Origin of the sequence: Thiohalobacter sp. IOR34 (genome assembly GCF_030406045.1) — a bacterium.
Lineage (GTDB): Bacteria > Pseudomonadota > Gammaproteobacteria > Thiohalobacterales > Thiohalobacteraceae.
Map to the genome: position 1 here is coordinate 2,212,562 of NZ_CP128988.1, position 22,565 is coordinate 2,235,126.

Consider the following 22,565-nt stretch of genomic DNA (forward strand, 5'->3'; position numbering starts at 1 on the left):
CCGGCTCAGGCGCTGGTGCCGCCCACCGTCAGGCCGTCGATGCGCAGCGTCGGCTGACCGACCCCGACCGGCACGCTCTGCCCGTCCTTGCCGCAGGTACCGACCCCCTTGTCCAGCTGCAGGTCGTTGCCGACCATCGACACCCGGGTCAGTACCTCCGGGCCGCTGCCGATCAGGGTGGCACCCTTCACCGGCCGGGTCACCTTGCCACCCTCGATCAGATAGGCCTCGCTGGCCGAAAAGACGAACTTGCCGGAGGTGATGTCCACTTGGCCGCCGCCGAAGTTGACGGCATACAGGCCGTTGTCCACCGAGGCGATGATCTCTTCCGGCGCCTGCTCGCCGGGCAGCATGTAGGTGTTGGTCATGCGCGGCATGGGCTGGTGGGCATAGGACTCGCGCCGGCCGTTGCCGGTGGAGGCCACCCCCATCAGCCGCCCGTTCAGCTTGTCCTGCATGTAGCCCCTGAGCACCCCCTTCTCGATCAGCACCGTCTGCCGGGTGGGCGTACCCTCGTCGTCGATGTTCAGTGAGCCACGGCGCCCCGGCAGGGTGCCATCGTCGACCACGGTGCACAGCGGCGAGGCCACCGTCTCGCCGAGCCGGCCGGCAAAGGCCGAGGTGCCCTTGCGGTTGAAATCGCCTTCCAGACCATGACCGACGGCCTCGTGCAGCAGCACCCCCGGCCAGCCGGGCCCCAGCACCACGGTCATGTTGCCGGCCGGCGCCTCGACCGCCTCCAGGTTGACCAGCGCCTGGCGCACCGCCTCGCGGGCATGCCAGAGGGCGGCATCATCGCTGGTGAGCAGCTCGTAGCCACCGCGCCCGCCGCCGCCCGAGCTGCCCTGTTCGCGGCGCCCGTCGTGCTCGACGATGACGCTGACGTTGACCCGCACCAGCGGCCGCACATCACCGGCCAGGGTGCCGTCGCTGGCCGCCACCAGCATCACCTCGTGCACGCCGGCCAGGCTGACGATCACCTGCTGGACACGCGGATCCTGGCGCCGTGCCTCGGCATCGATGCGCTGCAGCAGGGCCACCTTGTCGTCGGCGCTCATCGTCTCCAGGGGATCGAGCGGCCGGTACAGCCCGGCATCGCCGGACGGCTGCCAGGCGCGGAGTTCGACCTGGCGACCACTGCGGGCAATGGCGCGGGCCGCCCCGGCCGCCTGCTGCAGGGCCGGCAGGACGATCTCGTCGGAATAGGCGAAACCGGTCTTCTCACCGCTGATCGCCCGTACCCCGGCCCCCTGCTCGATGCTGTGATTGCCCTCCTTGACGATGCCATCCTCCAGCATCCAGGACTCGAAACGGGTCGACTGGAAATAGAGGTCCGCGGCATCGACGGCATGCCCCAGCATGCTGTCGAGCACCCGGGCAAGGTCGTTCTCGCCGAGGCCGGCCGGGGCCAGCAGATGTTGGCGCGCCAGTTCGAGACTGTCTTCACTCATTGGTCGGTCTTCTGTGGTGATGGGCGGGGTGCCGCGTTCAGCGGCAGCTGAGCCGCCGGTGTTCGAGGCTGGGAAAGTGCCGCCGGGTGGCCTGCAGCTGGCCGAGATCGATCTGTGCCTGGACCGCGCCGGTGCCGCGCGTCAGCCGCCCTACGACGTTGCCCCAGGGATCGACCACCATGGAGTCACCGTGGGTCTCGCGGCCGTTGACATGGTAGCCGCCCTGGTTGGCGGCGATGACGTAGCACAGATTCTCGATGGCCCGGGTCCGGACCAGTGTCTCCCAGTGCGCCTTGCCGGTGATGGCAGTGAAGGCGGAGGGCACGGCGAGCAGTTCCATGCCCTGGTCGATCATGGCGCGGAACAGCTCCGGAAAGCGCAGATCGTAGCACACCGCCAGGCCGAGCCGGCCGAAGGGGGTGTCGACCACCCTGACCTCCTCGCCCGCCTCGATGGTCTCGGACTCGGTGTATCTCTCGCCGATCTCCGGCACCTCGACATCGAACAGGTGCAGCTTGTCGTAACGCGCCACTCGCTCGCCGCGATCGTCGTAGAGCAGGCAGGCGGCGCGCACCTTGTGCGCATCTGCGGCCTCCAGTGGCACGGTGCCACCGACCACCCAGACCCCCAGCTGACGCGCCTGCTGGGCGAGAAAATCCTGAATCTGACCGCCGCCGTCGGCCTCGCGGATCTCCACCTTGTCACTCTCGTCCATGCCCATCAGGGCAAAGTTCTCGGGCAGGACGATGAGCTCGGCACCCGCCTTGGCCGCTTCCGCCATCAGCCGCTCGGCCTCGAGCAGGTTGGCGCTGACATTCGGCCCCGAGGCCATCTGGATCGCAGCGACCTGTGTCATGGTATCTGGTTCTCCTTGTTCTCGCCGTCGACCACCTCCAGGCGCAGGGCCGCGGCCTCCACCCCGCCCGGCAGCAGCTCGATGCGCGCCGAGGGCACGCCCAGGGCCACCAGCCAGCCACGCAACTGGTGGGCCCAGAGTCCGCCTTCCTCACCCCCCGGATGGTGCAGCAGCAGGCGACGCCCGGGTTCGGCGTCAAGCGCCGCCACCGCCTGGCGCAGGGGCTCGATACGCACCAGAGCCTCCCCCTGCCTGGGACGCGCCCAGACCTCGGCGGACAAACTGAAGGAAAGCGGATCGGCGACGCTGGACACCGGCCCGAAGAGGGCCGCCAACAGCATAAATTTCTTCATCTTTCCAGCATACCACAAAGCCCGGCGGCGGCGCTCAGCGCGGTCCCGGTGGGGACGGGGGCGACTCGGCGCCGTCCGCTTCGAGGCGCACGAACCGGGGATCGTCCCAACTGCCGGTCACCGTGTACTGATAGCGGGCCAGTCCCTCCAGTTGCCGGCCGAGGAGGCGGTCGGCGAGGAACAGGGCAGCGCCGACCGCCGGCCCGCCGGCCAGCGCCCCGGCGATGGGCAGGCCGGAACGCACATGCGGCACCACCGTCACCAGCTGATCGTAGTCGCGGGCCGCCAGGCCGGTACGGCCGGAGATCTCGATCCGTGCCGAGGGCCCCTCGATGGTCAGGTCGTTGGTGTAGGCATCGGAATCGATGATCGTGAAGTGGCCCTCGATGCTGTCGAAGGCGAACCCCTTCTTGAACAGGTCACCGAAGTCCAGAGTCAGCCGCCGCGGGATGGCCTGCAGGCTGAGCAGGCCGAAGATCCGCCCCGCACCCGGTTCCAGCTTGGTGAGGTAGCCCTTGCCGATGCGGATGTCCAGGGTCCCCTCCATGGCCGGCAACGAGAACTCGGTCGGCGCCCCTGGCCAGTTGGCGCTGATCTCGGCCTCGGTGCGCCCCCCCTGGATACCGTCGCCGAAGCCAATGTTCTCCAGCAGCCGGCCCAGATCCTCGGCGGTCAGCCTGACCTTGAAGCGCGAGGCATCCTCGCCGGCGACCCGGGTCCACTGGCCGCTGGCCTGCAGCTGGATCCAGTCGGCCCGGATCTCCATCTGCTCGACCTGCATGCCCTGGGGAATGGGCCGGGTCCTCACGCGGACCTCGCCCAGGTCGTGGTCCTGATAGACGAAATGCCGGATCTCGGCCTCCAGTGCCGGCAACTCGTCCGGCACCACCTTGTCCGCCTGCGCCGCGGCCGCCTCGGCGCGACGCAGGGACAGGCGCTGCATGTCGAGGCGCAGGGTGCCGCCCTGCAGCGGCTGGGGCAGGAACAGGCTGCCGGCGGCATCCGCGCCCTCGAGGGTCACCTGCCAGCCCGTGGCCTCGCGCCGGGCCTGGATCCCCTGCTCGCGAAAGCGACGGCCGAAGAGTTCCAGCTCGGCGATCTCCAGCTGCACCCGCCGCAGCTCGGCAAAGGGGCTGCCACCCGTCGAGTCCCCACCCAGCAGTGGCCGCCACTCGTCCAGGTCGAAACGCGCCAGGCGGCCACCGAGATAGAGGACGGGTTTCTCCGGCAGGGCCGCCGGCCCGGCATTGAACAGCAGCCGGCCACGCTCGATGCGCAACGGGCCCTCGCCGTCGGCCAGCCGCAGCGCGGCGCTGTGCGGCCCATAGCTGATCCGCAGCGGCCCCGGGCTGTGGTCCTCGAGCACCGTGTCGAGGCGGAAACCGCGCGCCGCCTCGGCGACCTTGCCGAGCGGCGCCGGCAGATCGACGCCAATGCCGCGCAGGTCGGAGGCCAGCGACAGCCGGTTGACGGCCGGGCGTCCGGCCGCTGCCGGATGCACGTCCACCTGCACCCGCCAGTCGGCCCGCCCGGCGAGGTGGCGCCACAGGGGCAGCGGCTGCTGGCGGAGCCGCTCGACCAGCGGCAGCCGGCCCTGCAGCTCGACCCGGGTGAAAGGCGCACCCTCGAGCTGCCGCTCGTCGATGGCCAGGCGCACCGGCGTCTCCCACAGGCGGCCCTCGATGGCCTCGGCGCGAAGCCCCCGCTCGGTGAAGTGCAACCGACCCTTGAGGTCATCCAGGGCCAGCTCCCAGCGTCTGAACGCCAGCCGGTTGCCATCCAGCCTGAGGCGGCCGTCGACCCCCAGGTGCTGGCCGTGACTCTTGCGCAGCGGGATATCGAGACGGATATCGAGGGCCGCCGCTCCCCGGCCCTCCAGCTCGGCCAGCGGATAGCCGCGGTCGGCGAGGGGACTCTCGCGCACGAAGCGCAGCATGCTGGCCAGGGGCCCCTGGGCGTGGCCTTCGGCCTGCAGCCGTGACCGGCCCAGGTGTTCGATGCCGACCTGCACCCGGCTCAGATCGACATCGAGGATCTTGGCCGAGACGGCATCGATCGCCATACGGTCGTCGAGGAAGGCCACCTCGGCCTCGATAGCCTCGATGCGGTGCCACTCCGGCCTGTAGTCGAGCACGCCGTCGGCCACGTTGAGGCGGACCTCCATCCGCCCCTGCCCCTGGCGGAAAGGGAAATCGGTCGGCCGGCCAAAGAAGATCAGGCCACCGGAACTGATCTCGCCACCGACCAGGGCACGGTTCAGCCAGGCCACGGCCCGTGGCGACATGACCCGCGCCGGCAGATAGCGACCGACGGCGCCCACCTCGCCGTGCAGCACGGCGGTCTGCAGATCCAGCCAGGGAGGTCCGCCGTCCCCCGGCAGGTCGATACGCAGCCGGCTCAGGGTCGAGAGGTCCGCCGTGGCCAGTTCCAGCGAAGGGCTGTCCAGGCGCAGGCGGTCGGCATAACGCCGCCAGTCGAGAGCACCGCGCAGCGTCTCGATGCGCAGCGGGCCGGGGAACAGGCGCGGCATGTCCAGCCCGACGCCACGGCTGTCGAGCACCAGACGGCCGCGCTCCGGGCCACCCTCCAGCAGGCCGCTCAGTCCCTGCACGCCGGGCAGGGATTCCCAGGCATCGACCGCCACCCCCTGGAAGGCGGTACGGAACAGCAGCCCCTCCGGCCGCCCCTCGGCCTGTTCGAAGGCCAGCTTCAGGCCATGCAGGGCGCCGCGCGGGCGCAGCCCGTCGAGCATCGCCCGCTGCTCGGCAGTGAGCGGCAGCAGGCGGGCGATCAGAGGCCGCAAGGGGGCGATCTCGAGGTAACCGGCACTGAGCTGCAGCCCGAACCGATCCTTGCCCAGGACGCGGTAACGCAGTGCCGCATGGCTGTCCGGCCAGACATGGTCGGCCCAGTTGAGCCGCAGCCGGTCGAGATCCAGCATCCAGCCGTCGGCCTCGTGCCGCCAGTCGAAATCGGTCTGCACCCGGCTGGCGGCGAACAACGGCAAGGGTTCGCGGGCGTCGCGCAACTCGGGCAGTTCGATGCGCCCCTGGCCGCGCAGTCGCCTCAGCGCCCCGTCCTCGATATCGCCCCAGAGGCGGATGTCGAGCACGCCGCCGGCCTGCAGGCCGCGCGGCTGCATGGGCTGCAGCCAGTGGCGCAGGAACAGTCCCTCGCTGCCCAGATAGAAGCGGCCGCGCAGCCCCCCCGGCCGTTCCCTCACGGCAACCAGATCGGCGGCCAGGGTCATGTGTCTGCCTAGACCCTCGGGCAGATCGAACTCGGCATTCAGCTGATGGCGGGGACCGCGGTTGCGCAGCCGGGCCCGCAGCTGGCGGAAATAACTCTCCGGCAGGCTGCCGAAACGGTCCTGGATGCGCAGCTCCACCTCCTCCAGCTCGACCAGCGGCTGCTGCAGCAGCAGGCCCAGCGGATCGGCCCGGGCCGCGGGCTGCAGACCGGCCAGCCCCCAGCGACCGTCGGGACGCCGCTCCAGGGTCAGCTGCGCCCTCTTCAGGGCGATGGCGGTGGTGACCAGCGCCTGGCGGCGCAGCAACACCCAGAGATCGACGCCGATCTCCAGCTCGCCGACCTCGAGCAGCGCCTCCTCACCCTCCGGACCCTGCAGCCGGGCGCCGATCAGGCGCAGGGTGGGCCCCATGCCGCGCCAGCCGAGATCCATCTGCTCGATATGCACCACCAGTCCGCTGCGCGCATGCAGCCAGGCCTCCAGCTGCGCCTTGTAGCCCTCCAGCAGCGGCATGGCGATCCGTGCCAGACTGAGCAGCAGGGCGAGGCCGATCACCAGCCCGGCGCTGCTGTACCAGAGGAATAACAGGAAACGGCGAAGCATGGAGGGGGATGCGGGCTACATCAGCACCACATCGTACTGTTCCTGGGTGTAGAGGGACTCGACCTGAAACTTGATCGGCTTGCCGATGAAGGTCTCCAGCTCGGCGAGGCTGGTCGACTCCTCGTCCAGCAGCAGATCGACGACCTCCTGGGAGGCCAGCACCAGCAGCTGCTGGGCATCGAACTGCCGCGCCTCGCGCAGGATCTCGCGGAAGATCTCGTAGACCACGGTCTCCGGCGTCTTCAGCGAACCGCGGCCACCGCAGGTCGGGCAGGCCTCGCAGAGGACGTGTCCCAGGCTCTCGCGGGTGCGCTTGCGCGTCATCTGCACCAGCCCCAGGCTGGAAACCTCGCTGATGTGACTCTTGGCATGATCCCGTTCCAGGCTCTTTTCCAGGGCCCGCAGCACCTGGCGCTTGTGCTCCTCGTCCTGCATGTCGATGAAGTCGATGATGATGATGCCGCCGAGGTTGCGCAGCCTGAGCTGGCGGGCGATGGCCTGGGCCGCCTCCAGGTTGGTCTTGAAGATGGTCTCTTCCAGATTGCGATGGCCTACATAGGCACCGGTGTTGACGTCGATGGTGGTCATCGCCTCGGTCTGATCGATGATCAGGTAGCCACCGGACTTGAGCTGCACCTTGCGTTCCAGGGCCTTCTGGATCTCGTCCTCGACCCCGTACAGGTCGAAGATCGGCCGCTCGCCCGGATAGTACTCCAGCTGGTCACGGATCTCCGGCACGAAGTCGGCCGCGAATTGCTGCAGACGCTGGAAGGTCTCGCGCGAGTCGATGCGCACCTTCTCCACCTCGCTGCCGACCAGGTCGCGCAGCACCCGCGACACCAGCGGCAGGTCCTCGTGGACGATGCCGCCGGCGCCGACACTGCGCGCCCGCTCGCCGATCGAGGTCCACAAGCGGTTGAGGAACTGCATGTCGGCACGCAACGCATCGGCATCCACCCCCTCGGCGGCGGTGCGCACGATGTAGCCGTGATCGGCCTCGGCGCCCTCGGCGATGATCCCCTTCAGGCGCTGTCGCTCGGCCTCGTCCTCGATCTTCTGCGACACGCCGAGGTTGCCGGCATGCGGCATGAACACCAGGTAGCGGGAGGGAATGGTGATGTGGGTGGTGAGGCGCGCGCCCTTGGTACCCAGCGGATCCTTGATCACCTGCACCAGCAGTTCCTGGCCCTCGCGCAGCAGCTGGGAGATGGTGCCGCGCTCGTCGTCCTGACCGCCGCTGGCGATGTCCGAGGCATGCAGGAAGGCGGCCCGCTCCAGTCCGGCATCGACGAAGGCCGCCTGCATGCCGGGCAGCACCCGGCACACCACGCCCTTGTAGATGTTGCCCACCAGGCCGCGGCAGCGGGCGCGTTCGATCAGCACCTCCTGCAGCACGCCGTTCTCCACCACCGCGACGCGGGTCTCCTGCGGGGTGACGTTGACCAGTATTTCCTCACTCATGATATCTGCTTTCCAGCCTGCGGACGGCCGCCTCCACGGCCTTCACGCCGCGCCCGGGGCCAGTGGATGAATATCGAATTCTTGCAATAGTCGGGCCGTCTCGAACAGCGGCAGCCCCATGACGCCGGAATAGCTCCCCTCCAGGCGGGCCACGAACAACGCGCCCAGGCCCTGAATGGCGTAGCCACCGGCCTTGTCGGCGGGTTCACCGCTGGCCCAGTAGGCGGCCCGCTCGGCCGGCGTGATGTCGCGAAACCACACCCGGCTGGCGGAAAGGGCCTGCCGCTCACGCCCGGCATCGACCAGGGCGACAGCGCTCAGCACCTCGTGGCTGCGCCCGGACAGCGCCGCCAGCATGGCATCCGCCGCGGCCGCGTCGGCCGGCTTGCCGAGCACCCGGTCATCCAGCACCACCAGGGTATCCGCCCCCAGCACCGGCAGCGGATCGACATGCCCCTTGACCGCCAGCCCGGCGCGCGCCTTGGCCAGGGCCAGGCGCTGCACCAGCTCCGCAGGCGCCTCGGCGGGCCGCGGTGTCTCGTCGATGGCGGCGTGGATCAGTCGGTATTCGACCCCGATCTGTTCCAGCAGTTCACGCCGCCGCGGCGAGGCGGAAGCGAGATAGATGGCGGTCATGCGTGCCGCTCCCCATACACTGCAAATCACCCCCGACTATAACGCGAAGGGCAGATGACAGGCAGTCCCCCATCGCGGCCTGGAGGCCGCTCCTACGGGGCATGGCGGCACCCTGGTAGGAGCGGCCTCCAGGCCGCGATTGGCGTGATGTCAACAGCCCCCAGGAGTCTGCCGGATTCAGGCGATCGTAGCGAGCATTGCGGGAAAGCAAGCACAAATTTTCACGATTTCGAGGCGCAGAGTGTGCCTACGCAACGAGAAATCGGGGGAATTCGGGCCGTCCTCCCATCAGCGCAGTAGATTGGTCCTGAGTCCGACAGACTCCGGGCTAGCTAGGCCCGGTGATAGGGATGGCCGGCGCGCAGGCTCCAGGCCCGGTACAGCTGCTCGGCGAGCAGCACCCGCACCAGGGGATGTGGCAGTGTCAGGGGCGACAGCGACCACTGCTCGTCGGCGCGCGCCCGGCAGGCCGGATCCAGCCCCTCCGGCCCACCGACCAGCAGGGCGATGTCCTGGCCGCCGGCCAGCCAGTCACCGAGGCGCTCGGCCAGCTGCGGGGTACTCCAGGGCCGCCCCCCGACCTCCAGGGCGATCACCCGCGAACCACGGGGGATGGCGGCCAGCATGCGTTCCCCTTCCTCCTGCAGGATGCGCCTCACGTCCGCCTTGCGGCCACGGTGTCCGGGCGCGATCTCGATCAGTTCCAGGGCGCACTCGCGCGGCAGGCGACGCGCATACTCCTGGTAGCCGGCCGTCACCCAATCGGGCATGCGCCGGCCGACGGCGATCAGCCGGATGCGCACCGGCCGCTCAGGCCCCGCCCTCGCCGGACGGCACCACCTCTTCCTCGCCACCCATCGACCAGAGCTTCTCCAGGTTGTAGAAGGCGCGGGTCTGGGGCCGCATGACATGGACGATGACGTCGCCCAGATCGACCAGCACCCACTCGCTGCCGGCCTCGCCCTCGACGCCGAGCGGCGGCACGCCGGCCTGCTTGGCCTTCTCCACCACGTTGTCGGCCAGGGCCTTGACGTGGCGGTCGGAGCTACCGCTGGCGATGATCATGTAGTCGGCGACCGAGGTAAACTCGCCGACCTCCAGGACACAGATGTCCTGCGCCTTGAGCGCCTCCAGCGCCTCGACCACCAGCGCCTTCAGTTGTTCGCTGTCCGGATGGGATGTCACTCGCTCTCTCCTGCCGGCATCTCCCGGCCTTGTGAATCTTGATACAGGCCCTCGGCCTCGATGTAGCCCAGCACGGCATCCGGCAACAGATAACGCGGACTGCGCCCGGCCGCGCACAGGGCGCGGATGCCGCTGGCGGATATCTCCAGCTGCCGCACCGGGCAGCACCAGATGCGGCCGGCCGCTGCCGCGCGCAGCGCGGCCGGGTCTTGGCTGCGCCGCGCCTCGAACAGCGCCCCCAGCTCGCCGCCCTGCGGCCAGTCGCCGCCGGGACGGGTCATCACCACCAGGTGGGCCAGGTCGGGCAGCTCGCGCCAGCGGTGCCAGCGGTCGAGGCCGAGGAAGGCGTCCTGGCCAAGGATCAACGCCAAGGGCCGTGTTCCCAGCTCGGCACGCAACGAGGCCAGGGTGTCGACCATGTAGGAAGGTCCCGGCCGCTGCAGCTCACGCGGGTCGAGGCCGAGGCGGGCCTGACCGGCCAGCGCCAGGCGCAGCATCTGCAACCGCTGGGCGGTGGTGGCCTGCGGTGGCGGCCGGTGCGGTGGCCGACCGGCCGGCAGCAGCCGCAGCTCATCCAGCTCCAGCAGCTCGGCCACCTCCAGCGCGGTACGCAGATGGCCGAAATGGACGGGGTCGAAGGTGCCGCCGTAGATGCCGATCATTCAGGCGGGCCGCAGCAGGCTCACTGGCGGATGTGACCGTCGCCGAGCACGATGAATTTCTGGCTGGTCAGGCCCTCCAGGCCCACCGGCCCACGGGCGTGCAGCTTGTCGGTGCTGATGCCGATCTCGGCGCCGAGCCCGTACTCGAAGCCATCGGCAAAACGGGTCGAGGCGTTGACCATCACCGAGCTGGAATCGACCTCGCGCAGGAAGCGCCGTGCCCGGCTGTAGTTCTCGGTGACGATGCTCTCGGTGTGCTGGGAGCTGTGACGGGCAATATGCTCGATGGCGGCATCCAGGCCATCGACCACGCGGATCGAGAGGATGGGCGCCAGGTATTCGGTGTCCCAGTCCTCCTCGCTGGCCGGCACGGCATCCCTGAGGATCTGCCGGGTGCGCTCGCAGCCGCGCAGCTCGACGCCGGCCTCGCGGTAGGGCCCCTCCAGCCGCGGCAGCACCTCGGCGGCAACCGCCGCATCGACCAGCAGGGTCTCCATGGTGTTGCAGGTGCCGAAGCGCTGGGTCTTGGCATTCACGGCCACCCGCACCGCCTTGTCCAGATCGGCGTCGGCATCGATGTAGACATGGCAAATGCCGTCCAGGTGCTTGATCACCGGCACCCGCGACTCGGCGGTGACGCGCTCGATCAGCCCCTTGCCGCCGCGCGGCACGATGACGTCGACGCAGTCCTGCATGCGCAGCAGCTCGCCGACCGCGGCACGGTCGGTGGTCTCGATCACCTGCACCGCCTCCAGCGGCAGGCCGGCCTGTTCCAGGCCGCTGCGGATGCAGGCGGCGATGGCCTGGTTGGAATGGATGGCCTCGGAGCCGCCGCGCAGGATGGCGGCATTGCCGGACTTCAGGCACAGCGCCGCGGCATCGGCGGTGACGTTGGGCCGCGACTCGTAGATGATGCCGATCACCCCCAGGGGGACGCGCATGCGGCCCACCTGGATGCCGCTGGGGCGGTAGTTGAGATCGCTGATGCTGCCCACCGGATCGGCCAGGGCGGCCACCTGGCGCAGGCCTTCGGCCATGGCGTCGATGCGCGCGTCGGTCAGCGTCAGCCGGTCGAGCAGGGCCGCGTCCAGGCCGCGGGCACGCCCGGCCTCCAGGTCACGGGCATTCTCGGCCTTGAGCGTCTCACGCGTCGCCTCCAGGGCCGCGGCCATGGCCAGCAGAGCGGCATTCTTGGCGCCGGTCTCGGCCCGCGCCATGTCACGCGCCGCGGCCCGCGCCCGGCGGCCGACCGCCTGCATGTAGGCCACGACGTCCAGGTCCAGATTGTCCGGCGTTGCGTTCATGTCGTTTCGTGTCATTCGTGCTCGGCTTAGAGGGAATGCGCTTGCGGCAGGGCGGGCGCTCAGGGCCGGCGCGGCGCCAGGCCCAGCGGGCGACCGGCCATGCCGAGACACAATTGTACCAGCTCGTCCCAGGGCCTGCCCGGCGCCTGGCCCTTGACGATGCGGTCGATCTCGGCACACTTGCCGAGCAGCGCCTGCCAGGCCGCGGGCCGGTAGCGGGCCAGCCCCTTGGCCACCAGCGGCTGGCGGTTCTTCCACACCCGGTGGCTGGCCATCACGCTCGCGGTCGAGCCCCCCCCCGCCAGCTCGCGGGCCATGCCGGCCAGGGCGCGCAGCTCGCGGGCCAGGGCCCAGACCACCAGCACCGGCTCCACACCCTCGCCGCGCAGGCCGGCGAGCATGCGCAGGCAGCGACCGGCCTCGCCGGCCAGGGCGGCATCCACCAGCCCGAAGATGTCGAAACGGGCGCTGTCCGCCACCGCCGCCGCCACCGCATCGACGTCCACCTCGCCCTGGTGCAGCAGGGCCAGCTTGTCGATCTCCTGCGCCGCGGCCAGCAGATTGCCCTCGACCCGCTCGGCGAGGAGCTGGGCGGCGGCCGCGCTCGGCCGCAGGCCGCGACCCTGCATGCGCTGGCGTATCCAGGCCGGCAGGCGGGCGGCATCCACCGGCCAGACCTGCACCGAGACCCCGGCCTCGTCCAGGGCCTGATACCATTTCGCCTTGCGCTGGGCCGGCTCCAGCTTGCCGCAGATCACCAGCAGCAGGGTGTCCTCGGCGGGGCGGCCGGCATAGGCACGCAGCGCCTCGCCGCCCTCCTTGCCCGGCTTGCCGCCGGGCAGGCGCAGTTCCAGGATGCGCCGTTCCGCGAACAGCGACAGGGCGTTGGCCGCCTCCAGCAGCCGTCCCCACTCGAAACCCTGCTCGACCTGGAAGACCTCGCGTTCGGCATAGCCCTGGCCACGCGCCGCGGCGCGGATCGCGTCACAGGCCTCCTGCACCAGCAGCGGCTCGTCACCATGGACCAGATAGACCGGCGCCAGCCCCTGTTCGAGACGGGTGGCAAGCTGTTCGGGGCGGACCTGCATGCCGGGCGACCGGGCTCAGCGCCCCCGTGCCTGGAGGCGCAGCAGCAGCAGCTGGACCAGATCGCGCCGCATGTCGGCGCGGATCGCCGCCTCCTCGCTGCCCTTGCCCAGCGGATCGTTGGCGTCGTACAGATAGGCACGGCTCAGCTCCAGATGCTGGCGCGACAGCAGCAGCCGGCCGGCCGCGTCCTGCACGCTGAAATCGAGGATCTGCAGCAACTCGTATTCCTGCACCTTGCCGGTGGCCTGCACCGACAGTACCCGCCGCGGCGCCTCGTTGCGCAGAATCCTCAGCACCGCCGTGGCCGCGGCCGGATCCTCCACCACCTCGGCCCCGGCGCTGCGCAGGCCACGGCGGATCTCCCGCCCCAGGGGCGCATAGGGGCCGATACCCTTGACGGCGATCTTCTGCATGGCGGGCGGCAGGGCCACCGCCCCGCGCAGATGGAAACCGCAGCCAGCGAGCAGCAGCACGGCCAGCAGCAGCGGCCAGAGGCGGCGGTGGAAGATTGGAGCATTCACGGATCGGGTTCTCCTCGGACGCTGGCCCAAGCCTGGAGCCACGGTAGCCGCCGGCGATTCAGTTGGCAACCAGGTTCACCAGCTTGCCGGGCACGACGATGACCTTGCGCAGCGTCTTGCCCTCCAGGAAACGCTGCACGTTGGCATCGGCCCGGGCCGCCGCCTCCACCGCCGCCCGGTCGGCATTGGCCGGCACCTCGATGCGGGCGCGCACCTTGCCGTTGACCTGCACCACGAGCTGCACGCTCTCCTGCGTCAGCGCCGAGGCGTCGGCCTTCGGCCAGGCGGCATCGACCACCGCATCCTCATGACCCAGCGCGCGCCAGAGTTCGTGGCAGACGTGGGGCACGATGGGCGCGAGCAGCAGCACCACCGTCTCCAGCGCCTCCTGACGCACGGCCCGACCGGCGCCGCCGGCATCGTCGAAGCGGCCGATGGCGTTGACCAGCTCCATCACCGCGGCGATGGCGGTATTGAAGGTCTGGCGCCGGCCGAGGTCGTCGCTCACCTTGACGATGGTCTGATGGGTCTGACGGCGCAGCGCCTTCTGCGCATCGTCCAGGGCGGCCGTATCCAGGACCGGAACCGGACCGCCGGCGACATGGGCCGCAACCATCTTCCACAGCCGCTTGAGGAAGCGGAAGGCGCCCTCCACACCGGCGTCTGACCACTCCAGCGACTGATCGGGCGGCGCGGCGAACATGGTGAACAGGCGCACGGTATCGGCGCCGTAGCGGTCGATGAGCAGCTGCGGATCGACGCCGTTGTTCTTGGACTTGGACATCTTCTCGATGCCGCCGACCTCGACCGGCGCCCCGTCGGCCTTGAGGCGTGCACCCGTCACCCGGCCCTTGGCATCGCGTTCCACCTCGACCTCGGCCGGATTGAACCAGACCTTCTGGCCCCGCTCGTCCAGCCGGTAATAAGTCTCGGCCACCACCATGCCCTGGGTCAGCAGCCGGGTGAAGGGCTCGTCGCTCTTCACCAGGCCTTTGTCGCGCAGCAGCTTGTGATAGAAGCGGGCATAGAGCAGATGCAGGATGGCGTGCTCGATACCGCCGATGTACTGGTCCACCGGCAGCCAGTGGTCGGCGCGCTCGTCCAGCATGGCCTGGTCGTTGTCGGCCGAGCAGTAGCGGGCGTAATACCAGGAAGATTCCATGAAGGTATCGAAGGTGTCGGTCTCGCGCTCGGCCGCGCCGCCGCATTTCGGGCAGCTGGTTTCGATGAACGCACGCAGCTTCTTGAGCGGCGAGCCGCTGCCGTCGAACTCGACGTCCTCCGGCAGCACCACCGGCAGTTGATCCTCGGGCACCGGCACGGCGCCGCACTCGGGACAATTGACGATGGGGATGGGGCAACCCCAGTAACGCTGCCGCGACACCCCCCAGTCGCGCAGCCGGTAGTTGACGGTGCGCCGGCCGCGGCCGCGTTGTTCCACATACCCGGCGATGGCGTCGAAGGCGCCCTGGAAGTCGAGCCCGTCGAAGGGCCCGGAGTGCTTCAGCACGCCCTTTTCGGTCCAGGCCGCCTCGCTGACATCGGCCTCGGAACCGTCGGCCGGGAAGACCACCTGCTTGATGGGCAGACCGTATTTTTGCGCGAACTCGAAGTCCCGCTGGTCGTGGGCCGGCACCGCCATCACCGCGCCGGTGCCGTAGCCCATGAGCACGAAATTGGCGACCCACACCGGCACCGGCTCGCCGCTGACGGGGTGCAGGGCGCTGAGGCCGGTGGCCATACCCTTTTTCTCCATGGTCTCCAGCGCCGCCTCGCTGGTCTCGGTGGCGCGGCACTCATCGAGGAAGGCGGCCAGTTCCGGATTGTTCTGCGCCGCGGCCTGCGCCAGGGGGTGCTCGGCGGCGACCGCGACATAGCTCACGCCCATCAGGGTATCGGGCCGGGTGGTGAACACGGTGAGGCTGTCGTCACGGCCCTCGATGGCGAACTCCAGCTCCAGGCCCTCGGAGCGGCCGATCCAGTTGCGCTGCATGGTGCGCACCGCCTCGGGCCAGCCGTCGAGGCGGTCGAGACCCTCCAGCAGCTCGTCGGCATAGGCGGTGATCTTCATGAACCACTGCGGGATCTCGCGCCGTTCCACCAGCGCCCCGGAACGCCAGCCACGGCCGTCGATCACCTGTTCGTTGGCCAGCACCGTCTGGTCGACCGGATCCCAGTTGACCGTGGCCATCTTCTTGTAGACCAGTCCCTTCTCGAACAGCTGGGTGAAGAACCATTGCTCCCAGCGGTAGTACTCGGGCCGGCAGGTGGCGATCTCGCGCGACCAGTCGTAGCCGAAACCGAGCCTTTTCAACTGCTCGCGCATGTAGTCGATGTTCTTGTAGGTCCACTGCGCCGGCGGCACCCTGTTCTGCATGGCGGCGTTCTCGGCCGGCAGGCCGAAGGCGTCCCAGCCCATGGGCTGCAGCACGTTCTTGCCCTGCATGCGCTGGTAGCGGGCGATCACGTCGCCGATGGTGTAGTTGCGCACATGGCCCATGTGCAGCCGCCCGCTGGGATAGGGGAACATGGACAGGCAGTAGAAGGGCTCGCGCTCCGGGTCCTCCAGGGCGCGGAATGCGTCCTGTTCCTCCCAGCCGCGCTGCACCGCGGTCTCGATCGCTTGCGGGTCGTAGAATTCGTCCATCTCGGGGATCAGTCAGGCTTGCCGAACAAGAGCGGGAGGATACCCCAGCCGCCGGCGCGGTAACAGTCCGAGCGCGGCCGGAGAGGGTCGGGATGGCCACGGAATCCACGGAACCCACGGGAAAACATTATTATTAACCCGGCAACCAAATATGCCGTGTTCAGCCGCCGTGTGCCTGCCTGCGGCAAGGCATCGAAACGCCGCCGTAGCATGCCTACGGCAAGGTTCGATAACGCCGTCCGCAGGCAGGCACACGGCGGCCGAACCCATTGAATCATGGAATGACCGGGGCTTCAGGCCTGTCCCGGTCCGGCGTTCCGGCCCTTGACAAGGAGACCGACCCTTGCCGGCGGGCCGCGCCTTGTCCCGGAACAGGCCTGAAGCCCTGAACACGGCATATTTGGCTGCCGGGTTAATAACAGCCTGTCGGACTTAGCCCGCATATTGCACCAAGGCAGGCTCCGTGGGCCGGGGTGGCGGGATGGGGGATACCCCTTGCGCCTCGATCGCGGCCTGGAGACCGCTCCTGCGACAACACATTGTGCCGCCATGCCCCGTAGGAGCGGTCTCCAGGCCGCGATCGGGGAGATCCACGGCGGGCAATGGCCGGGGTCGATCGAACAGGCACAAAGCCGGGTTACGAGTTCCCGCCCCATTTACCAGCCTGCACGCCGACCATGCGCGCCGCCTTGGTGCAATATCCGGGTTAATACCTGGATCATTTGCGTGGGTCTGGTGGATTCCGTGGCCCTATCCTCCCCCGTGTTTTGCGCACCTTCCCTTCGCCAGCCGGATGCACCACACTGGAGGCGAATCCCTGCAATGGTGACCTGTCATGACCGATCAACCAGAGAATTCACCCGGCGAACGTCTGGTCCAGGCCTACAACCGGATGATGGAGCGACTGCGCGCGGCCATCGAGGAGGCCGAGGAGAAGGCCATCCCCACCCTGGAGGAGAACCTGCATGCTGCCCAGGACAAGGCGGTGGAGCTGGGCGAGCTGAGCCGCGAGGAGGCGGAGCGCATCGCCACCTGGCTGCGCCGTGACCTGGAGGCGGCGGGCGACTTCCTGGCCCGCAGCGGCAGCGAGCTGGCGGCCTGGCTGCGCTTCGACGTGGAACGGGTCGAGGAGCGGTTGCTGGAGATGCTGTTCACCGTCGCCGACCGCACCCGCCTCGAACTGCAGCGGTTCGAGGACCGCATGCAGGCCAATGCCGCCTATCACACCGGCGAGGTGACCGGGCCGGGCGTGTTGCGCTGTGTCGCCTGCGGCGAAGAACTGCACTTCCATCATACCGGCCACATCCCGCCCTGCCCCAAGTGCCGCGGCACCGAGTTCCGCCGCGCCGGCGAGGCATGAGCGCAGCCCCACTGCAGCGGCGCCTGATCTGGTCCGCCCCGCTGCGCCTCAGCCACTGGCTGCTGGCGGCCTCGACCTGGGGGATGCTGCTGAGCGGCTGGCTGCTCGCCCATGTGGCGCAGTACCGGACGGCGGCGCTGGAGACCCACCGTGCGCTCGGCTGGGTGCTGCTGCTGGCGCTCGGCCTGCGGCTCTATCTGCTGTTCAGCCGGCCGCGCTCGGCCGCCGGCTGGCACGATCTGCTGCCGGATGCGAGGACGCTCGCCGGGGCGCTCGCCACCTTGCGCTGCTACCTCAGTCTGGGCCGGACACCCCTGCCGCGCTGGTATGCCCACAATCCCCTGTGGGCGCCACTCTACCTGCTGCTGTTCGGGCTGCTGGCCCTGCAGGCGGCCAGTGGCTGGCTGCAGGGCGGACCGGACTGGGGAGCCGAACTGGCCGGCCTGCATGCGCCCCTCGCCCTGGCAATCGGTGGCTTTGCCCTGGCCCACCCGATGGCCGCCTTCTGCCACGACCTGAAGAGCGGCGACAGCGACGTATCGGCCATGATCCACGGCTACCGCATCTTCCGCCTCGGCCAGCCAGCCACACCCCTGGCGGGCGGCATCCAGCGGGTTCCCCTCTCGGCCCTGCGGCGCCCGCCCGGGGTCGGTCCCGATAACCCCCCAACTGATCCGGATCAATGAGCCATCCTCACGGCTGATACATACTGGGGCAGCCGCGTACCGACCGGCCACGAGCAGAATGGACCGGCGGTACCCGTCGTCGACACCAAGGGATCCATCCATTGAACAAGCTGCAACGCCTGCGTCGCTTTCTCGCCCTCGAACCCGAAAACGTCAGCCCCGCCGAGAAACTGGTCTCCACCCTCGGCGGATTCACCGGCATCTTCCTCATCGCCTGGATCAGCTACCAGGTCACCGGCGCCAGCGGCGCCGCCCTGATCGTGCCCTCGATGGGCGCCTCGGCGGTGCTGCTGTTCGCCGTGCCCCATGGCCGGCTGTCCCAGCCCTGGGCGCTGATCGGCGGTCATCTGATCTCGGCACTGATCGGCGTCAGCTGCTATCAGTGGATACCCGACACCTTTCTCGCCGCCGGCCTGGCGGTGGGCCTGGCGATCGGCGCCATGCACCTGCTCGGTTGCATCCACCCGCCGGGCGGCGCCACCGCGCTGGCGGCGGTGATCGGCGGGCCGGCCATTCACGCCCTCGGTTACCAGTACGCGCTGACGCCGATCGGCATCAACACGCTGGTGATCCTGGTCACCGCCATCGTCTTCAACAGCCTGTTCCCCTGGCGGCGCTATCCGGTCAGCCTGATGCGCTTCACCGAGGCGCCACCTCCGCCCAGCGCAGCGGCAGCGGCAGCGCCGATCGACCGGCGGCACATCGAACAGGCGCTGAACGACATGGACCTGATCGTCGACCTGACCACCGAGGACCTGGAACGGCTGTTCACCCTGGCCCTGGAACACGCCGAACGCCAGCGTCTCACCCCCGAGCAGATCCGCGTCGGCCACTTCTACACCAACGGCCGGCACGGCGCCGAGTGGGCAGTACGCGAGGTGATCGACGAGGATCCACACGAGGACCCGGAGCAGGATCTGGTGGTCTACCGCACGGTGGAAGGCCGCGGCCTGCACAGCGCGGACAGCTGCACCCGCAGGGAGTTCGCCCGCTGGGCGGCACGCGAGCTGCTGCCCGCTCAGGACTGAGCCCGCTTCAGACCTCCCGGGCCGGCCGCAGCGCAGCCAGCTCCGCCTCGATGCGCGCCGCGTCGAGCTGCAGATAGGCCTCGCGCTCGAAGCTCACCAGACCACCGGCCAGCTCGAACCAGGTGAAGCCGCTGCTCCAGGCGGGCACCTCCACGGTGCCCTGCTTGCGGCGCGGGAAGAGATACAGCCGCCCCGGAACGTAGAGCAGGTTGCAGGGCTGCTGCGCCCGATGCAACGCCTCGAGGCGCCGCCAGGCCTCCCCCGGGGTGGCGTAGGTCTCACAAGCCGCCGGATAGTCGAGCCCGCCGCCGTTGTGACACCAGCGGCCGTCCTCCACCGGCAACGGCCGCTCGGCCAGGAACATCTGGAAATGCAGGTGATTGACCGAGGCGTAGGCACCGTAACCGTTGTAGCCGAAACCGATGCCCGGCAGCGTTTCGCCCAGCTCGGCACACAGCGCCCACAACCAGTCGTGATCGGCGGCCTCGAGGCGCTGCGGCCACTCGGCCTCGCGCTCCGGCACCAGCAGGCCGTGCAGCCCGGCAAAGGGGTACTTGTTGTAGTAGAGGTCGACCGGACGGCCCTGCAGGCTGCCGGACCAGAAGCACTCCGGCTGCAGGAAGGGGCGGTTGAAGTGAAACCCCTCCGGGTCGAAGGGCGCCGCGACACCCGCGGGCACCCGGCCGCTGATGCGCCGCGGCCGGAAGGCGCGCAGCGGATTGAACTGCAGCTGCCAGGGCCCCGCTTCACGGAACTCGGTCGGCTGCAGGGCGGTCAGGCCCAAGGCATGGATCTTCTCGAACACCTCCACGTCCTCCGCCACCCCCGGCAGCGGCTGGCCGGCCTGGCGTGCGGCCTGCAGCGCCTCGGCCAGCTCGCGGTAGGCCGCCTGCAGCGGTCCGCGCAGGGCCGGCAGCAGGCGCGCGTCGAAGGTAGCGTTGGCCGCGACAAGGATGAAGGGGCCCAGGCCGCCGGCCTCGATCAGCCGGACGAGCCCGGCATCGAAGGCCTGGCGCAGCGCCGCCGGCGAGGCGAACAGCGGCGCGCCGATCATGCCCCCCTCCCGCGCCGCGCGGCGGCGCTCAGCAGCAGCACCAGCAGGGCGAACAGAGGCCCGTTGCCGCTTTTCACATAGGGGGTGGTGCCGCGGTAGGGACGGACGGTATCGCGGACCACCGCCGGCTGGAACTGCGGACTGCGGGCGCTCAACCGACCGTCGGGGGCGATCACCGCGCTGATTCCGGTATTGGTGGCGCGCAACAGATAGCGGCCGGTCTCCAGCGCCCGCATGCGCGCCATCTCCAGATGCTGATGCGGTGCCAGCGAATCGCCGAACCAGGCATCGTTGCTGACATTGACCAGCAGGCCGGCCTCGGGCAGGGCATCGAGCAGCTCCTCGCCGAAGATCACCTCGTAGCAGATGGACATCCCCACCGGCTGGCCGGCCGCCGTCAGCAGCGGCGGCCCCTCGCCGGCGCTGAAATCGGCCACTGGCAGCGGCATCACCTGCAGCAGTCCACCGAGCCACTCGCGCAGCGGCAGGTATTCGCCGAAGGGCACCAGATGGCGCTTGTAGTAGAAACCGGTCGGCGCCTCGAGGTTGATCACCGCGTTGTAGTAGCGCCAGCTCTCGCGGTCCAGCACCGGCACCCCTGTCAGCAGATCGCTGCCGGCGTCTGCCGCCTCGGCACGCAGGGCCGCCAGGAAGCCGTCCTCGACCTCGTGATAGAAGGCGGGGATGGCGGTTTCCGGCCAGATCACCAGGCGCGGCTGCCACTCGGCCCACTCGCGGCGGGTCATCTCCAGGTAGCGGGCCAGGGTAGCCTGGCGCTGGCTGCGCACCCATTTCAGTTCCTGGGAGATGTTGCCCTGGATCAGCGACAGGCGCAGCGGCGCGCCAGCCGGTTCCGTCCAGGACAGGCCACGCAACCCTGAGCCGGCCAGCCAGATCAGCAGCAACAGCCCGGCCGCCGCCCAGCGCAACCGCCCACGCCGGCTCAGCAGATAGACCAGCAGGCCGGCGGACAGCGCCAGCAGCCAGTCGAGACCGTAGACGCCGAGCAGGGGGGCGAAACCGGACAGAGGCGCATCGATCTGGCTGTAGCCGGGATTGAGCCAGGGGAAGCCGGTGAACAGCCAGCCACGCAGCCATTCGGTGAGCACCCAGAGCGAGGGAAAGACCAGCAGCAGCAGGCGAAACCCCGGACGCCCGGGGGCCAGCCGCCGGGCCAGGCCTGCGGCCAGCGCCGGAAACAGGGCCAGGTAGGCGATCAGCAGCAGGGTCACCGCCAGCGCCGCCGGCAAGGGGCTGTGGCCGTACTGGTGGATGCTGATGTGCACCCAGTTGACCCCGCCACCGAACAGTCCCAGGCCGAACAGCCAGCCGCTCCAGAAGGCCTGGCGCGGCTTCAGTCCGGCAAACAGCCCGAGCCAGCCGGCGAGGCCAAGCGGTGCCAGCGGCCAGAGACCGAAGGGGGCGAAGGCGAGGACCAGCAGCGCACCGCAGAGTCCCGACAGGGCCAGCGGCCGCCAGGCGGCGAGGCGGGAACTGCCCGGCGTCTGCTCCATCCGGCGGGGGAACCGTCAGCCGGCGTCGGCCCGGGCGGCCGGCGGCTGCGGCAGCTCCAGGGCCAGCATGTGGATGCGGCGGTTGTCGGCCCGCACCACCTTGAAGGTCATGCCATCCAGCTGCAGCGTCTCGCCACGTTTGGGCAGATGGCCGAACTCGCGGGCGATGAGCCCGCCGATGGTGTCGAAGGCCTCGGCGTCGAGATGGGTGCCGAAGTACTCGTTGAAATCCTCGATCGGGGTCAGCGCCTTGATCATGTACTCGGTGTCGGAACGCTTGAGGATGAAGGCGCCCTCCTCGACGTCATGCTCGTCGGTGATCTCGCCGACGATCTGCTCCAGCACGTCCTCGATGGTCACCATGCCGGCCACGCCGCCGTATTCGTCGACCACGATGGCGATGTGGTTGCGGCTGGCACGGAATTCCTTGAGCAGCACGTTGAGTCGCTTGCTCTCCGGAATGAACACCGCAGGGCGCATCACCTCACGGATATCGAACCTCTCGTCCTCGTGCAGGCGGTAACGCAGCATGTCCTTGGCCAGCAGGATGCCGACCACCTCGTCGCGGTTGTCGCCGATCACCGGGAAGCGGGAATGGCCGGACTGGATGATCACCGGCAGGATGTCTTCCGGCCGGTCGTCGCGGTTGACCACCACCATCTGCGCCCGTGGGATCATGATGTCGCGCACCTGCATCTCCGAGACCTGGAGCACGCCCTCGATCATGGCCAGGGCGTCGGCATCGAACAGGTTGCGACGCTGGGCATCACGCAGCAGCTCGATCAGCTGCTGCCGGTCCTTCGGTTCCGTCATCAACACCTGGCTCAGGCGCTCGAGCCAGCCGCGATGGGCGGAACCGTTACTAGATCGGTCTTCGTTCATAGACCCGCGCTCGGTTGCCCGCG

19 protein-coding genes are annotated in these 22,565 nt (G+C 69.4%); 3 read left to right on the forward strand and 16 right to left on the reverse strand.

Annotated features, from left to right (window positions below):
- Nucleotides 1-5 precede the first annotated feature (5 nt).
- The 13 genes from tldD to leuS all read right to left on the reverse strand — a co-directional run bounded on the left by tldD (nucleotide 6) and on the right by leuS (nucleotide 16,018).
- Nucleotides 6-1,451, reverse strand: a complete 1,446-nt coding sequence (tldD, locus tag QVG61_RS10220) for a metalloprotease TldD (protein ID WP_289930532.1) — start codon at nucleotides 1,449-1,451, stop codon at nucleotides 6-8.
- Nucleotides 1,452-1,488: 37 nt separating this feature from the next.
- Entirely contained in the window at nucleotides 1,489-2,307 is an 819-nt protein-coding gene (locus tag QVG61_RS10225; protein WP_289930533.1) for a carbon-nitrogen hydrolase family protein, read from the reverse strand.
- Nucleotides 2,304-2,660 carry a hypothetical protein gene (locus QVG61_RS10230; RefSeq protein WP_289930534.1) on the reverse strand — a complete coding sequence of 119 codons (357 nt, stop codon included), beginning with the start codon at nucleotides 2,658-2,660 and terminating at the stop codon, nucleotides 2,304-2,306. Before QVG61_RS10230 ends, QVG61_RS10225 begins: the two co-directional genes overlap by 4 nt.
- Before the next feature lie 34 nt (nucleotides 2,661-2,694).
- Entirely contained in the window at nucleotides 2,695-6,513 is a 3,819-nt protein-coding gene (locus QVG61_RS10235; protein ID WP_289930535.1) for a YhdP family protein, read from the reverse strand.
- 15 nt (nucleotides 6,514-6,528) lie between these two features.
- Complete coding sequence (gene rng, locus QVG61_RS10240) at nucleotides 6,529-7,974, reverse strand: ribonuclease G (RefSeq protein WP_289930536.1); 1,446 nt, start codon at nucleotides 7,972-7,974, stop codon at nucleotides 6,529-6,531.
- A gap of 42 nt (nucleotides 7,975-8,016) precedes the next feature.
- Nucleotides 8,017-8,610: a nucleoside triphosphate pyrophosphatase gene (locus QVG61_RS10245; protein WP_289930537.1), complete on the reverse strand. Its 594-nt coding sequence runs from the start codon at nucleotides 8,608-8,610 to the stop codon at nucleotides 8,017-8,019.
- Between the two features lie 332 nt (nucleotides 8,611-8,942).
- A complete protein-coding gene (gene rlmH / locus QVG61_RS10250) occupies nucleotides 8,943-9,413 on the reverse strand; it encodes a 23S rRNA (pseudouridine(1915)-N(3))-methyltransferase RlmH (RefSeq protein WP_289930538.1) in 471 nt (156 codons plus the stop codon).
- Nucleotides 9,414-9,420: 7 nt separating this feature from the next.
- The gene (gene rsfS, locus QVG61_RS10255; RefSeq protein ID WP_289930539.1) at nucleotides 9,421-9,795 is read right to left on the reverse strand and encodes a ribosome silencing factor; all 375 of its coding nucleotides are present in this window, start codon (nucleotides 9,793-9,795) and stop codon (nucleotides 9,421-9,423) included.
- The gene (gene nadD / locus QVG61_RS10260; RefSeq protein ID WP_289930540.1) at nucleotides 9,792-10,457 is read right to left on the reverse strand and encodes a nicotinate-nucleotide adenylyltransferase; all 666 of its coding nucleotides are present in this window, start codon (nucleotides 10,455-10,457) and stop codon (nucleotides 9,792-9,794) included. Before nadD ends, rsfS begins: the two co-directional genes overlap by 4 nt.
- Nucleotides 10,458-10,477: 20 nt before the next feature.
- Complete coding sequence (locus tag QVG61_RS10265; protein ID WP_289930541.1) at nucleotides 10,478-11,761, reverse strand: glutamate-5-semialdehyde dehydrogenase; 1,284 nt, start codon at nucleotides 11,759-11,761, stop codon at nucleotides 10,478-10,480.
- Between the two features lie 59 nt (nucleotides 11,762-11,820).
- The gene (gene holA, locus QVG61_RS10270) at nucleotides 11,821-12,849 is read right to left on the reverse strand and encodes a DNA polymerase III subunit delta (protein WP_289930542.1); all 1,029 of its coding nucleotides are present in this window, start codon (nucleotides 12,847-12,849) and stop codon (nucleotides 11,821-11,823) included.
- Between the two features lie 15 nt (nucleotides 12,850-12,864).
- Nucleotides 12,865-13,371: an LPS assembly lipoprotein LptE gene (gene lptE / locus QVG61_RS10275; RefSeq protein ID WP_289930543.1), complete on the reverse strand. Its 507-nt coding sequence runs from the start codon at nucleotides 13,369-13,371 to the stop codon at nucleotides 12,865-12,867.
- A 58-nt stretch (nucleotides 13,372-13,429) separates the two neighbouring features.
- On the reverse strand, nucleotides 13,430-16,018 hold the full coding sequence (leuS, locus tag QVG61_RS10280; protein ID WP_289930544.1) for a leucine--tRNA ligase: 2,589 nt from the start codon (nucleotides 16,016-16,018) through the stop codon (nucleotides 13,430-13,432).
- Between the two features lie 835 nt (nucleotides 16,019-16,853).
- Here leuS and QVG61_RS10285 point away from each other — a divergent pair.
- The 3 genes from QVG61_RS10285 to QVG61_RS10295 all read left to right on the forward strand — a co-directional run bounded on the left by QVG61_RS10285 (nucleotide 16,854) and on the right by QVG61_RS10295 (nucleotide 19,092).
- Nucleotides 16,854-17,378, forward strand: coding sequence for a zinc ribbon-containing protein (locus tag QVG61_RS10285; RefSeq protein WP_289930545.1), 525 nt, complete (start codon nucleotides 16,854-16,856; stop codon nucleotides 17,376-17,378).
- Nucleotides 17,375-18,064: a cytochrome b/b6 domain-containing protein gene (locus QVG61_RS10290; protein WP_289930546.1), complete on the forward strand. Its 690-nt coding sequence runs from the start codon at nucleotides 17,375-17,377 to the stop codon at nucleotides 18,062-18,064. Before QVG61_RS10285 ends, QVG61_RS10290 begins: the two co-directional genes overlap by 4 nt.
- A gap of 101 nt (nucleotides 18,065-18,165) precedes the next feature.
- Nucleotides 18,166-19,092, forward strand: a complete 927-nt coding sequence (locus QVG61_RS10295; RefSeq protein ID WP_289930547.1) for an HPP family protein — start codon at nucleotides 18,166-18,168, stop codon at nucleotides 19,090-19,092.
- A gap of 7 nt (nucleotides 19,093-19,099) precedes the next feature.
- Here QVG61_RS10295 and QVG61_RS10300 read toward each other — a convergent pair whose 3' ends face one another.
- From QVG61_RS10300 to QVG61_RS10310, 3 genes are read right to left on the reverse strand one after another with little or no spacing between them, the layout of a single operon-like run.
- On the reverse strand, nucleotides 19,100-20,146 hold the full coding sequence (locus QVG61_RS10300; RefSeq protein ID WP_289930548.1) for a hypothetical protein: 1,047 nt from the start codon (nucleotides 20,144-20,146) through the stop codon (nucleotides 19,100-19,102).
- Nucleotides 20,143-21,660, reverse strand: coding sequence for an apolipoprotein N-acyltransferase (lnt, locus tag QVG61_RS10305; RefSeq protein ID WP_289930549.1), 1,518 nt, complete (start codon nucleotides 21,658-21,660; stop codon nucleotides 20,143-20,145). The genes QVG61_RS10300 and lnt overlap by 4 nt, the downstream gene beginning before the upstream one ends.
- A gap of 15 nt (nucleotides 21,661-21,675) precedes the next feature.
- Nucleotides 21,676-22,542 carry a transporter associated domain-containing protein gene (locus QVG61_RS10310; RefSeq protein ID WP_289930550.1) on the reverse strand — a complete coding sequence of 289 codons (867 nt, stop codon included), beginning with the start codon at nucleotides 22,540-22,542 and terminating at the stop codon, nucleotides 21,676-21,678.
- Nucleotides 22,543-22,565: the final 23 nt, after the last annotated feature.